This window comes from Nocardia testacea NBRC 100365, assembly GCF_000308775.1.
Classification (GTDB): domain Bacteria; phylum Actinomycetota; class Actinomycetes; order Mycobacteriales; family Mycobacteriaceae; genus Nocardia; species Nocardia testacea.
Genome location: NZ_BAGJ01000140.1, coordinates 55,577 through 69,274, shown reverse-complemented (window position 1 = coordinate 69,274; position 13,698 = coordinate 55,577). Strand labels below are relative to the sequence as shown.

7 protein-coding genes are annotated in these 13,698 nt (G+C 70.7%); 3 read left to right on the top strand and 4 right to left on the bottom strand.

Going from position 1 to position 13,698, the window contains the following annotated elements; genetic code table 11:
• Positions 1–444: 444 nt before the first annotated feature.
• The 3 genes from ON38_RS19710 to ON38_RS19700 all read left to right on the top strand — a co-directional run bounded on the left by ON38_RS19710 (position 445) and on the right by ON38_RS19700 (position 5,811).
• A complete protein-coding gene (locus ON38_RS19710; RefSeq protein ID WP_039826350.1) occupies positions 445–2,292 on the top strand; it encodes a serine/threonine-protein kinase in 1,848 nt (615 codons plus the stop codon).
• Positions 2,293–2,456: 164 nt separating this feature from the next.
• Complete coding sequence (locus ON38_RS19705) at positions 2,457–3,233, top strand: ABC transporter ATP-binding protein (RefSeq protein WP_039826349.1); 777 nt, start codon at positions 2,457–2,459, stop codon at positions 3,231–3,233.
• Positions 3,234–3,282: 49 nt separating this feature from the next.
• A complete protein-coding gene (locus ON38_RS19700) occupies positions 3,283–5,811 on the top strand; it encodes an ABC transporter permease (RefSeq protein ID WP_039826348.1) in 2,529 nt (842 codons plus the stop codon).
• A gap of 51 nt (positions 5,812–5,862) precedes the next feature.
• Here ON38_RS19700 and ON38_RS19695 read toward each other — a convergent pair whose 3' ends face one another.
• Genes ON38_RS19695 through ON38_RS19680 form a run of 4 tightly spaced genes read right to left on the bottom strand, consistent with a single transcriptional unit; the run spans position 5,863 to position 13,425 of the window.
• A complete protein-coding gene (locus tag ON38_RS19695) occupies positions 5,863–7,041 on the bottom strand; it encodes a VWA domain-containing protein (protein ID WP_039826347.1) in 1,179 nt (392 codons plus the stop codon).
• Positions 7,038–9,461: a DUF5682 family protein gene (locus ON38_RS19690; RefSeq protein WP_039826346.1), complete on the bottom strand. Its 2,424-nt coding sequence runs from the start codon at positions 9,459–9,461 to the stop codon at positions 7,038–7,040. The genes ON38_RS19695 and ON38_RS19690 overlap by 4 nt, the downstream gene beginning before the upstream one ends.
• Positions 9,458–10,564, bottom strand: a complete 1,107-nt coding sequence (locus ON38_RS19685) for an ATP-binding protein (RefSeq protein ID WP_039826345.1) — start codon at positions 10,562–10,564, stop codon at positions 9,458–9,460. Before ON38_RS19685 ends, ON38_RS19690 begins: the two co-directional genes overlap by 4 nt.
• Positions 10,561–13,425 carry an SWIM zinc finger family protein gene (locus ON38_RS19680; protein WP_039826344.1) on the bottom strand — a complete coding sequence of 955 codons (2,865 nt, stop codon included), beginning with the start codon at positions 13,423–13,425 and terminating at the stop codon, positions 10,561–10,563. The genes ON38_RS19685 and ON38_RS19680 overlap by 4 nt, the downstream gene beginning before the upstream one ends.
• Positions 13,426–13,698: the final 273 nt, after the last annotated feature.

Genomic DNA, 13,698 nt, shown 5'->3' with positions numbered 1-13,698 from the left:
GGCAGCCCGGGCCCCGATACCGGGCACGCGCCCGAGCCCGTGTCCCCGGCGGACGAACGGGCCACCCGCCCCGACCCGGGCGCACCGTTCGAGTCCGGCCGAACCGGCGATGATCGATCTGCCCGGCTTCCGCAACCGTCCCGGCACGACCCCACCGGTGGCCCAACCCCACCGGCCGCGCCGGGACCCCGGCGCCACCCCGTAGCGCCCGGGGGCCGGGCGTACCCGCGGCGGGCCGCCCCGGCGCCGAGGTCCCACGGCGCGCCGGTGCAGCGACCGTGTTGCGGCTGCGTATGTGGACCGATGAGAGCCCTCGGAGGTATATCGACTGCTGCTATGGTTTCGATGATTTCGCGTGCCCGGACCGCTGCGGCCCGGACACGCTTTTCGTCTACGCCTGCGTACCGGTGGGTCCCGGTCCCGCAGGCGGGAATTGGAGCAACCATGCTGGCCAACGGCGATGTCTTCGCCGGCTATGTCATCGACCGGCAACTCGGCCGGGGTGGGATGGGCTCGGTCTACCTCGCGAAACATCCGCGGCTGCCGCGGATGACAGCGCTCAAGCTGCTCAACCGCGAGATGTTCTTCGACAAGGAGGTGCGCGCCAGGTTCGAACGGGAGGCCGATCTGGTCGCCCGCCTGGACCACCCCAATATCGTCACGGTCTACGACCGCGGTCTCGAAGACGAGCAGCTGTGGATCTCGATGCAGTACATCGACGGGATCGACGCCGCGTCGGTGGATCCGCAGAAGCTGCCGCCCGAACGTGCTGTCCAGATCATCGCCGAAACCGCGTCCGCACTCGACTACGCGCACGGTATGGGCGTGATGCACCGGGACGTGAAACCGGCCAACATCCTGCTCGCCCGCTCGACCGGCGGCCGCGGTGAACGGGTCTACCTGACCGATTTCGGTATCGCGCGCCTGCGCGACGACACCGGGCACCTCACCCAGACCGGCACGTTCACCGCCACCCTGGCCTACGCCTCACCCGAACAGCTCACCGGCGCCGACCTCGATCACCGCTCGGACCAGTATTCGCTGGCCTGTTCGCTGTACTGGTTGCTCACCGGCAGCGGGCCGTTCACCTCCACGAATCCGGCGGGGGTCATCCAGGGTCATCTCCAGTCGCCGCCGCCCTCGCTGAGCGCGGCCCGGCCGGAACTGCCGCCGTCGCTGGACGCGGTCCTGGCCAAGGCGATGGCGAAGCGTCCCGACGACCGGTTCACCTCGTGCACCGAATTCGCCGAAGCCGCCAAACAGGCGCTCACCTCACCGAGTTCCCCGGCGATCCCGCTGGCCGTACCGCCGCCCACCATGGTGAACCCGTCCTATCAGTCCGGGCCGTACAACAGCGGGGCGAATCAGTACCCGAGCACCGCCGCGCCCCAGCCCTATGCCGGGGCCGCGCCGGCGCAGCCCTACGCGAGCAATGTGCAGGGCCAGCCCTATGCCAGCGGTGTCCAGGGCCAGCCCTATGCCAGCGGGGCGCCGGGCCACCAGTACGCGAGCGGATTCCAGCAGGGTCCCGGTGACGGGCACCAGCAGCCCTACGGCGGCACCCTCGGATACACCACTCCGGTCGGTCAGCCCTACGGCGGCGGCACGCCGGGCGGGTACACCCAGCCCACGAGCTATCCCCAGCCGATGGCGCAGGTCCAGCAGGCGCCGCGCCCGCCCAAGTCGAACACCGGGCTCATCGTCGCCATCTGTATCGGGCTGGTGGTGCTGATCGGTGTCGTGATCGGCGTGGTGGCCCTCGCCGGGGACGGGGAAGGCGGCGGAACCGATCCCACGGCCGCCGGCACCAGCACCCAGACCACCGTGGCCCCGGTCCCCGCGACCGCGGACTCCATCAGCAAGGAATTCCCGCGACTGGTGCCCGCGTCGGCCTCCGAGGAGGTCGGATACCACGACGCGAAATGCTGGGAGACCGACAGCAGCTACACACCCAGCCCCGACGACGGCGAACCCGACTTCGGTAAATGGGCCTGGCAGTGGCGCTGCTACGGCGGTAACAACAACGACGACCCGTTCTACCGGATCTACGCCTACGCCTCCGCCGCCGATGTGGAATCGGTGGTCAAGGGATTGCCCGCGACCTCGGAGAAATCCACCGACGCCAACGGCGGCCAGACCTACACCAACTACAAATGGGACAGTGACGGCCCGAAGATGGTGACGGTGTTCACCAACCATCCCGAACGAGCCCAGTACCTGATGTACACCGACGGCATCGTCGGCACCATCGACGAGATGCTGACCTGGTGGAAGTCGGCGCCGCTGAACTGAGCGGCGCGGCGGCGAACGGCGGGCTCCACGGCAGGTGGGGTCCGCCGTTTCGCTTCCCACCGGTGGGGGTCATCCCACCCGCGTACCCGGCCACCCCTCAGGTGTACGAGCGGTCAGGGCGATCCCGGATGGCGCGGCTCGCAGCGGCCCGACACACTGGACCCATGACTGCTCACGCTGTCGACGTGGACCCGGCCGAGCCGGGCGCCTCGTCCACCGTCGCCGCCGGCGCCATCGAACTGACCAAGGTCTACGGGTCCGGGGATACGCGGGTCACCGCGCTGGACGCGGTAACGGTCGATTTCGCGCGGGGCGAGTTCACCGCGATCATGGGCCCGTCCGGCTCCGGGAAATCGACCCTCATGCACTGTCTGGCGGGGTTGGACGAGGCCAGTTCGGGCCGGGTGCGGATCGGTGACACCGAACTCACCGACCTGTCCGACAAACAGATGACCGCCCTGCGCCGGGACCGCGTCGGTTTCGTGTTCCAGGCGTTCAACCTGGTCCCGACGCTGACCGCGCTGGAGAACATCACCCTGCCGCTCGATATCGCCGGCCGCGCGCCGGACTCGGAATGGATCGACACCGTGCTGAAGCGGCTGGGTCTGGAGGATCGGCTCGGCCACCGGCCCAGCGAGCTGTCCGGCGGCCAGCAGCAACGCGTCGCGTGCGCGCGGGCGCTGGCGGGTAAACCGCAGATCATCTTCGGCGACGAACCGACAGGCAACCTGGACTCGCATTCGTCCGGCGAGGTGCTGTCGATCCTGCGGGCGGCGGTGGACGAATTCGGTCAGACGGTGGTCATCGTCACCCACGAACCCACCGCCGCCGCCTACGCGGACCGCGTGATCTTCCTGGCCGACGGCCGGATCGTGGACGAGATGCGCGATCCGACCGCCGACTCGGTGCTGGACCGGATGAAAGCCCTGGAGGCCCGGTGAGGCACTCCGGTACGTCCGAGCGTCCCCGGACGGCGCAGGTGGGCCGGTAATGGCCGCCAACCCCATGCGCAGGGTGGCACTGCGCAATCTCGCCGCCCACAAGGTGCGGCTGGTATTGACCCTGCTGTCGGTGGTCCTGGGGACCGCGTTCATCGCGGGATCGTTCGTTTTCACCGATACACTGCAGCGCACCTTCGACGGGATCTTCGCGGGCGAGGCCAAGGGCGTCGATGTGCGGGTGAGTCCGGAGGAGCGCCAGTCCGCGGGCATCCCCCAGGACGTGGTCGACCGGATCGCCGCCATGGACGGGGTCCGCACCGTGGCTCCCGGTATCGAGGGGTCGGTGGTGCTGCTCGATCCGTCCGGGAAGAAAGCGGTGCAGACCGGCGGCGCGCCCAGTTCGGGCCAGGCCTATATTCCGCCGCAGCAGGCGGTCGCCGAACCCGATCCGTTCGTCGCAGGTGTGCCGCCTGCCGTACCCGGCCAGATAGCCCTCAACACCGGTGCCGCCGAACGGGCCGGCCTGAAGGTCGGGGACCACACCAAGGTGCTCATCCCGTCGCACGGCGGACCGATCGACGTCACGCTCACCGGCATCTACGCGCCGCCGGCGGATACCGGCGGTTTCATCGGGCTGCAGTTCACCGAGGCGCAGGCCCGGGAACTGTTCACCGACGGCACCCATGTCGCCTACGTCGATATCGCGGCCGAGGGCATACCCGGGGACACCCTGCGTGACCGGCTGTCCATGCTGTACCCCGACTACAAGGTGCAGAACGGTGACCAGGTGCGCGCCGATATGCGAGCCCAGCTCTCCGAGGCGCTGAACTTCCTGAACTATTTCCTGCTGGCCTTCGGCGCCATTGCGTTGATCGTCGGCACCTTCATCATCTACAACACCTTCTCGATGCTGGTGGCGCAGCGGTTGCGCGAACTCGCGCTGCTGCGCGCCGTCGGTGCGAGCCGCGGCCAGGTGGGCCGGTCCGTGGTCGCGGAGGCACTGGTCGTCGGGGTGCTCGGCAGTGTGCTCGGCCTGCTGGCCGGGATCGCGCTCGCCTACGGGCTCGCCGGGTTGCTGAACGCGTTCGACCTCGGGTTGCCGACGGGCCGGATGGCCGTCCTGCCCCGGACCGTGGCGGTCGCCTTCGCGGTCGGCCTGCTGGTGACGGTGGTGAGCGCGTACGCGCCGGCCCGCCGGGCCTCGCGCATCCCGCCGGTCCAGGCCATGCGGGAGGAGTTCGCCTCCGCCGGTGACACGCTGCGCGTGCGCACGGTGACCGGCGCGGTACTGGCGGTCGCCGGAATCGCGCTGGTGGTCCTGGGCGCACGGCACACCGGCGGCGGGGCGGCCGCCGTGGTGGGTGTCGGGGCGCTGGGCCTGATCCTGGCGGTGCTGTTCGCCTCGCCCGCGCTGTCGCGCCCGGTGCTGGCCGGACTGGGACTGTTCCTCCGGCCGTTCGGGTCGATCGGGCGGATGGCGCGCAACAACGCGATCCGTAATCCCCGTCGTACCGCGGCCACCGCCTTCGCGCTGACCCTGGGGCTCATGCTGGTCACCGCCATCGGCATGCTCGGCGAATCGGCGAAGGTCAGCATTTCCCGAGTGGTGGACCAGGGGATCGAAGCCGACTACGTCCTCACCGGACCGCAGATGATGGGAGTACCGACCGGCGCCGCCGACGCGGTGCGGGCCGAAGTGCCCGAGGCGGCACAGACCGTGGGTCTGCGCGGGCTCGCGCTGAAGATCGGTGACGACGACGAATTCGGCACCTCGCCCGACGGTCCCCTGGACCAGGTCGTGAACCTCGACATGCTGAGTGGTTCGGCGTCGCTCGGGGACTCCGAGATCCTGCTCGGCCAGGACGAGGCGACCGAGCACGGCGTCACCACCGGTGACCGGCTACCGGTGCACACGCTCGACGGTACGGAGATACCGTTGACGGTCGCCGGGGTATACGCGGATTCGCAGGTCCTGGGGCCGCTGATGGTGCCGTCCACGGTTTACGAGCGGGCGGTTCCGGTATCCCTGCGGGCGGATGTCGCGGTCCTGATCAAGGCCCGGCCGGGGACCGACCTCGCGTCCATGCGCACCGATCTGGAGCGCGCCACCGAGGAATTCGTGATCGTGCAGGTCCTGGATCGCGAGGAGTTCAAGGGTGAGAACGCCAAGCAGATCAACAACCTGCTGGCCATCCTGTACGGTCTGCTCGCGCTGGCGGTGGTGATCGCAGTATTGGGCATCGTGAACACCTTGGCGTTGTCGGTGGTGGAGCGCCGCCGGGAGATCGGCATGCTGCGCGCGGTGGGCACCCAGCGGGCACAGGTGCGCCGCACGATCTACCTGGAATCCATGCTGATCGCGGTGTTCGGCGCCCTCGTCGGCGCGATCCTGGGCCTGGGGCTGGGCGTCGGATTCCTGCGCACCCTGCGCGACCTCGGACTGGACCAGATCGCGGTGCCATGGGATCAGCTGGTGTACATGCTGGTCGGTTCGGCGATCGTGGGAGTGCTGGCCGCGCTCTGGCCGGCGATCCGGGCGGCCCGGACGCCGCCGCTGGCCGCCATCGCCGACCTGTGAACCCGCATTCCGTGGTCCGGCCCGGAGCCGGACCACGGAATGCGCGCGTGCTCAGCGGTGCTCGGTCCCCCAGTGCATGAGGTCTCCTCGGTTCAGTGCCTGGGCCAACAGGTCCGGGAACCGGTCCGGGGTGCAGGCGAACGCCGGTACGCCGAGTGCCGCCAGCGCCGCGGCGTTCTCGCGATCGTAGGAAGGCGCGCCGTCGTCGGAGAGCGCCAGCAGTACCACCACCTGGACACCGGATTCCTTCATGGCGTGCACCCGTCGCAGCATCTCCTCCCGGACTCCGCCCTCGTACAGGTCGGAGATCAGGAAGAACAGACTGTCGGTGGGGCGGGTGATGAGCGACTGGCAGTAGGCGATGGCCCGGTTGATGTAGGTCCCCCCGCCGAGCTGGGTACCGAACAGCACATCGACCGGGTCGGACAGCTTTTCGGTGAGGTCCACGACCTCGGTGTCGAAAACCACGAGTGAGGTGCGCAGCGACCGCATCGACGCCAGCACCGCGCCGAACACCGAGGAGTAGACCACGCTGGAGGCCATGGAACCGGATTGGTCGATCGCCAGGATCACATCGCGGTGTACGGCCTGGGCCCGCCGGCCGTAGCCCACCAGGCGTTCGGCGATGATGGTGCGCTGCTCGGGCAGATAGTTGGCCAGGTTCTTGCGGATGGTGCGGTCGAAGTCGATATCGCGCGGTTTGGGCCGGGAGGTGCGGGCGGATCGGTTGAGCGCTCCGCTCACCGCGGCCACCGTACGGGTCGCGATGCGTTCCTCGATCTCCTTGACCACCTTCGACACCACCATCCGCGCGGTGGCCTTGGTGGTTTCCGGGATGACCCGGTTCAGGCTCAGCAGCGTGCCGACCAGATGCACATCGGGTTCGACCGCCTCCATCAGCTCCGGTTCCAGCAACAGCTGGGTGAGGTTCAGCCGCTCCACCGCGTCGCGCTGCACCACCTCCACCACGGTCGACGGGAAGTAGGTGCGGATATCGCCGAGCCACCGGGCGACCCGCGGCGCCGAACCACCCAGGCCACCGGCCCGGTCACCGCGCGAGCGGCCCGACCCGCTACCGCTGTCGTATACCGCGCCGAGGGCTTTGTCGATGGCCTTGTCGTCGGCGGTGCCGAGTCCGCCGAGCGCCGGTTCGGCGGCCGCACCGAGCACGAGACGCCAGCGGCGCAGCCGGGCCTCGTCGGTGAGGCCGTGCGGTGCGGTGCTGTTCATGCGGGTACTCCCAGGATGTCGGCGACGGTGCGCAGGGCGAGCAGGGCGCGCGCCGGGTCGGTTTCGGTGGCCGCGGCGGTCGCGGCCGGGCGGCCGTCGCGCACGGCTTCGCCGATCGCGCGGCGCTCCCCGGATTCGAAAGCGCCGAAGGTCCGCCGCAGCAACGGCACGACCTCGACGAACTGCTCCTCGGTCAGACCGGCGAGCCAGCCGTCGATGAGCTGTAGCAGGGCGCGGTCGTGGACCAGGACCAGCCCGCGGCCGCCGACGAATCCATCGACCCAGGCGGCCTTGGCGGCCGCGGTGTTGCCGACCGACAGCGCCGCCGCCAGCCGCCGGGCCGCCTCCTCGGTATCGATCCGGTCGGCGTCGCAGAGCAGGCGCACCGTCCGGCCGACCAGCAGGCCGTGCACATCGGGCCGGTCGGCCAGCCGGGCCAGTACCGACAGCCACCGATCGGTGGATTCGGCGTGGTTCCGGGTATGGATCGCGGTGGTGGCGGTATCGAGCTGATCGCGCAGCGCCGCGGCGGTGTCGTCGCCGAGGCCGGTGACCGCGGCGGGCAGGCCGGCGCAGATACGGACCAGCATGCTGTCGGCGACATGGGTGAGCGCCGAGGTGTCGGTGCCGCGGACGTCGCCGTACCGGAGGGTGCGCAGCAGACCCGGCAACGCCGCCAGCAGGTGGGTCATATCGTGGTCCACCGCGGCCGCCGAACCGAGCCGGGCGATCAGCCCGTCGAGTGCGCCCGGCAGTTCGGCGAGCAGCGCGAATTCCAGCGCCTCGGTGAGTTCGGTGACCCCGCTGCCGGCCCGCGCGGCCGTATCGAGGATCTTCGCCTCGGCCGCTGCCTGCACCGTGTTACCCCACCGCGAGGCCTCGATGACCCGGACCGCGAACTCCGGTTCCCAGCGCAGTTCCCAGGTCTCCCGGAAAGTACCCTTCGACTGCATGGTCCCGGCGCTGGGCGTGCCCCAGTGCACGCCGAGCAGGCGGAGCCGGTGCAGCAGCCGCGACCTGCCGATATCGCGTTCCTTGCGAAGATCCAGATCCAGCGTGCGGACCAGCGCTTCCTGTTTCAGGCGCAGGGCGCGGGCCGCGGCGCGCAGATCGGCTTCCAGCGGTACGGTCGGTGCCTCGGGCGGCACCGCGCCGAGCGCCTCGCCTACCACCAGTTCCGTGGCGACCAGGCGCAACGCTGTATCGTCGCCCTCGCACAGCACCGCGCGAGTCGCCTCGGTGACCTCGGAGAGGCCGGCCAGCGGCCGGCCCCGCAGGGCCGCCAGGGTTTCCGCCAGCCGCACGGCCTCGATGATGTGGGCACTCGACACCGGTAGGTCGTGGCCGCGCAGTACGCCCGCGACCTTGGTGAGCCAGGAGGCGATCGGGCGTTCGGTCTCGGTGAACAGATGGTGGTACCACCCGGGCGAGGTGACGCCCGCGCCGTAACCGGAGGCCGCGGCGAGCCGGGAATGTGTCCACGGCACCCACGTCAGGGTGGCCTTGACCTTGGGTAACCCCTTCAGCAGGCGGGAATCCGCGGCGGCGGGTCCGAGCGGCTCCTGGAGTGCGGGGGCGTGCCAGGCGCCACAGACCACGGCGATCCGGCGGGCACCGTCCTTGCGCGCCCGGCGCAGTACCTGCCGCATATGGGCTTCACGGATCAAGGTGTGCCGGTCGAGGATCAGCGGCTCGGGTTGCGCCGGCCCCGGATCGCCGACTTCATCGGGGGAGGGGTCCGGGAGCCGGCCGGGAAGTCCGGCGGCCCCCGGTGCGGCGGGATCGCCGGTGCCGATCTCATCGACGGAGGCGGCCGGGAACTCACCGGCCGACGGGCCCCCCGCAGCGGTGGCGACGTCTGCCGGCTCGGGTGCGCCGGCCGGGCCGGCGCCGGTTCCGGCCGCCGGTTCGATGATCGCTGTTTCGCGGAGCGCGGCCATGGCCTCGGTGATGGCCGCGAAGGTGCCGATATCGGAGGTCGATTCGACCACCGCGTCCCACCAGCGTTCGGCATCGTCGTAGCCGCCGGCGGCCGCCAGTTCGGCCAGCGCGTCGCGGCCGCCGGTGCGGTCGTCCACGGCCAGGACCTGGGCGGCGGGCAGATCGCAGAAGCGGGCGGGTACTTCGTTGTCGACCGCGTAGCACAGGGCCTGCCACTCCGGGGAGAACACCGCGTAGGGCCAGAAGGCGGCCCGGGCCGGTTCGTCGGAGACATAACCGAGCAACGCGACCGGCGGCGCCATCGACGCGGCGGCGGTGTGGACCACCAGGGGGTCGGCGTCCGCCGGGCCCTCGATCAGTATGGTGTCGGGCCGGAACTCCTCCAGCGCCAGGCGCAACGAGCGCGCCGATCCGGGACCGTGGTGCCGGATCCCGAAAATTCGGGTCGCCCCGGTTTCGCCCGCCTGCGCGGGGCTCATCCGTTGATCTCCCGGCAGGCGCGGTAGAAATCGGCCCATTCGCGGCGTTCGCGCACCACGGCCTCGAGGTATTCGGTCCACACCACCGAATCCGCCACCGGATCCTTGACGACCGAACCGATCACGGCACCCGCGATATCGGCGGCCCGCAACACGCCGTCACCGAAATGCGCCGACAGCGCCATACCGTTGGTGATCACGGAGATGGCCTCGGCCGTGGAGAGCGTGCCCGACGGCGACTTCAGCTTGGTGCGGCCGTCGGCGGTCAGTCCCGCGCGCAGTTCCCGGAAAATACGCACCACCCGGCGCACCTCCTCGGCGGCGGCCGGCACCTCGGGGAGTTCCAGCGCCGAACCCAGCTGCTCGACCCGGCGGGTCACGATATCGATCTCCTCGGCTTCGCTGGCCGGCAGCGGGAGAACGACGGTGTTGAACCGGCGGCGCAGCGCCGAGGACAGTTCGTTCACGCCGCGGTCGCGGTCGTTGGCGGTCGCGATGATGTTGAATCCCTTGGCGGCCTGCACTTCCATCCCGAGTTCGGGGATCGGCAGGGTCTTCTCCGACAGGATGGTGATCAGCGCGTCCTGCACGTCCGAGGGGATCCGGGTGAGTTCCTCGAGCCGGGCGATCGCGCCGGTGCGCATCGCGTTGAGAATCGGCGAGGGCACCAGGGCGGCATCGCTGGGGCCCTCGGCGAGCAGCCGGGCGTAGTTCCAGCCGTACCGGATGGCTTCCTCGGCGGTGCCCGAGGTGCCCTGCACCAGCAGCGTGGACGAGCCGCTGACGGCCGCCGCGAGATGTTCGGAGACCCAGGTCTTCGCGGTACCGGGGACCCCGAGCAGCAGTAGGGCGCGATCGGTGGCCAGGGTCGCGACGGCGACCTCCATCAGCCGGCGCGGCCCCACGTATTTGGGACTGATCACGGTGCCGTCGGAGAGCGCACCGCCAAGTAGATAGGTGACCACCGCCCACGGCGACATGGTCCACGACGGCGGGCGCGGCCGATCGTCCACGGCGATCAGGGCGCGCAGTTCGTCGGCGAAGGCCTGTTCGGCGTGCGGGCGCAGCAGTGTGGGGGCGGGTTCGGTGGCGGTGGTGGTCATTTCAACTCCTCGAGCATTGCGGATCGTCGGTGGAGGTCGTGGCCGAGGAATCCGAGGACCGAGGCCCAGTCGTCGGATTCGCAGCGTCCCGCCAGCGCGGTGACCTCGCCCGCGTATTCGGGTGGTAGATGCAGTGTGGCGGTGTGCAACAGCGACCGGAGTGCGCTGGGGTAGGTGCCCGGCGCACCCGGCCGGGCCGCGGCGGTCCGGGCCCGTTCCTCGAACAGGCGCAGGAGATGGCGGACCAGTTCCGGCGGCCAGGGACGAGCTACCGCGGGCAGCAGGGATTCCAGTTCGGACAGCCAGGAGGTACCGAGCCGCAGCAGATGACGTAGCTGGTCTCCGGGCGGGAGCAGCGCGAACAGTTCACGCCGGCGCAGGATCGCCAGGTTCGACGGCATCCCGGCGGTGAACAGCGCCTCCGCCCAGCGGATATCGCGCTGGGCGAGGGCGGCATCCATCCAGCCGTCGAACAGCGGCTGCCGGAAACGGTCGTCCACCTGCGTCGCCACGGCGCGCGCCGGGGCGCCCAGGGGGCCGGTCCAGTAGCTCAGCGGTAGTGCGGCCACCAGTTTCCGCAGCCGGGTCGCCGCGAGATCGGGCTGTCCGTTCCAGCGGTAGCCGAATTCCGTGGTGCCGTCGGTGAAACCGTCGCGATTCGCCGATTCGTCCAGCGTCTCCGGAATGCCGACGAACAGCTCGGATCCTTGTCCCGCACCGGTATCGCCGTATTTGATCCAGTCGGCGGCGCGCGCGGCCATCCGCTCGGCGAAAGCGGAGGCGGGCAGCCGGGCCAGCAACTCGGCGGCGGTACGGCGCACATCACCGCGGCGATCGCGCAGCGCCCGCTCGAGCAGTTCCTCGTCCGCGGGGCCCAGACCATCGGCGAGTACCCGGAGCAACTCCGCCTTCGGCGCACCTGATTCCCGCGGCCACGCCTCGGTGAGGGTCGCGCGGGCGGCGGCCGGATCCCGGTGCCGCAGCGCGGTCAGCCAGGCGAGCCGTTCCGGCGGACGGCCCAGGTGCCAGGTCTCCTCGGTGTTTTCGGGCTCGGCGGTGTCCCGCCGGGCCAGATCATGCCAGCGCGGAATCCACCCGGCCAGCCAGCGGCCGCGGGCGCCGGCCAGAAGCAGGGCCGCCTCGCGCGTTCCGCTGTTACCCGAGGCGAATTCGAGCAGTGTTCCCACCAGCCGGTGCGGGGCGCGGTATTCGTGCGGCGCGGCGGCGGCGAACCATTCGGGCAGGAATTCGGGCCGGGATTCGATCAACAGGGCCAGCCGGTCGGCGGCCGCGCGGGGGAGTTCCGGCCGTGGGTCGTCGGCGGCCGGCGCACCGGATACCTCGACCCGGCGGGGCAGATAGCCGCCGCGCGCCCAGGCCGTTTGGAGCGCGGTGGTCGCGAGCAGGCGCTCGGCGGCGTCTCGCTCCGGAAGGGCCGCGACGGCCGCGGCGACCTGCTCGCCGATTCCCGCCGGAGTGGCCGTACCGCGCGCGGTGCCCAGCAGGGCGATGGACGCCGCCTCCGGTGTCGCTGTCACCGCGGAACCGGCGGTCTCCGTGGCGGGCCCGGCATCGTGGAATTCCCCGTCGGCGAGGACGGAGATCAGCTCGAGCCGCCGGCCCGTCCAGAGGCCGAAAACGCTCACCGGCCGGCCGCCGGACAGCGCGAGCAGTCGCCACGGTTGTGCGGGCTCGGCCAGCGGTAGCGCGGTACCGGCGGATTCGCCGATCAGCCAGTCCTCGCCCTGCCGGGCCGGTGTCACCCCGTGCAGCAGCACGGGCCAGGACTCCAGCCAGGGATCGGCGGCCACCGCCGTCGCGAAATCCGCCAGGGCCGCGGCGATGGTCCCCGCCCCGGTGGTTTCCGGCGGCTCCGCGGCAGCGGGCGCCGCGTCCTCCCGAACGGATCCGGCCACCGCGCGCAGCGGCGCCGCGACCGGATAGAAGTGCACCCCGTATTCGGCCGCGAGGCCGATCGGCGGGGTGCTCGCGGCGAATACGGGGGAGCCGAAGGAATGTTCCACCAGCAATGCCCAGCGGCCGGTGCGCATACCCAGGAGCCAGGTCCGGCGGGTGTGCAACCGGTCTTCTTCCTCGGTACGCATGCCCACGGTCAGCCACCGATCGGTCACCGCGGGCTCGGCCTGCACCGTCTCCGCCGGGACGGGATAACCGATATGACCCCGGACGGCGGCCGCCAGGGGCGCGGGTAGCGCGTCCGATCTCGTATGGGCGGTGATGAGCAGGTGCAGCCAGGCGAACCGGCCCAGCAGCACCTCCGGCCAATTCGCCCGGCGCACCACCGCGTCGGGCAGGCGGCGCACCGCGGCGGCCGGGCCGGGCGCCTGGGCGTCCACCAGCCGCGCTGCCACCGCTTCGAAGGCCGCGTGGGAACGATCTGTCTGGGCCAGACCGGTGCGGATCTGATCGGTGAGCCAGGTATCGAGTTCGGCCAGGCCTGCCTTCACCCGCTCCCGCCGCTGCTGTGCGGTGGCCGGATCGCCCCCGCGCGGCTGCTTCGGCGGTGCGGCCGCCTTCGCGGCGCGCCGGCCGATCCATTCGGCGGCGAAATCGGCGGTTTCGGCGGACTCCGCCACCGTGCCCGCCGACCAGATCAGCAGCAGGGACAGGGCGTGTTTGCAGGGGAATTTGCGGCTCGGGCAGGAGCAGCGAAACGCGGGCCCGGCCAGATCGACGATCGTCTGGTACGGGGTTTTTCCGCTGCCCTTGCACAGTCCCCACAGCGTGGTCGCGGACCAGCCGGTGCCGGACCATTTCCCGGCCAGTTTGCGGGCGGCGGTGAGCGAACTCGTATCGGGCGCGAGTGCGCTCACCTGGTTCTCGGTCCACCGCTGTGTCATCCGGCGGACTCGTTTCGATCGGTCATGATGCCCCCGTCTCTCGGTCGAGAGATTTCTATCGCACCGCACCGACAGAATCTCCCCGCGGCATGGTCGCCGATGGAAGAGCTTGTCGCCGAGTCGTATTCGAGCTCGCGGGCCTTCTCGTAAATGTTGCGGGATCCGTTCGAGTCTGGCATTCTGTCCTGTTCGGCCAGACCGAGCCACCCCTGAAGGGTGACACACCGACGAGCTGCCCGACGGGGTTGGCGAGGGGTGGCCATCGGCAGCCGG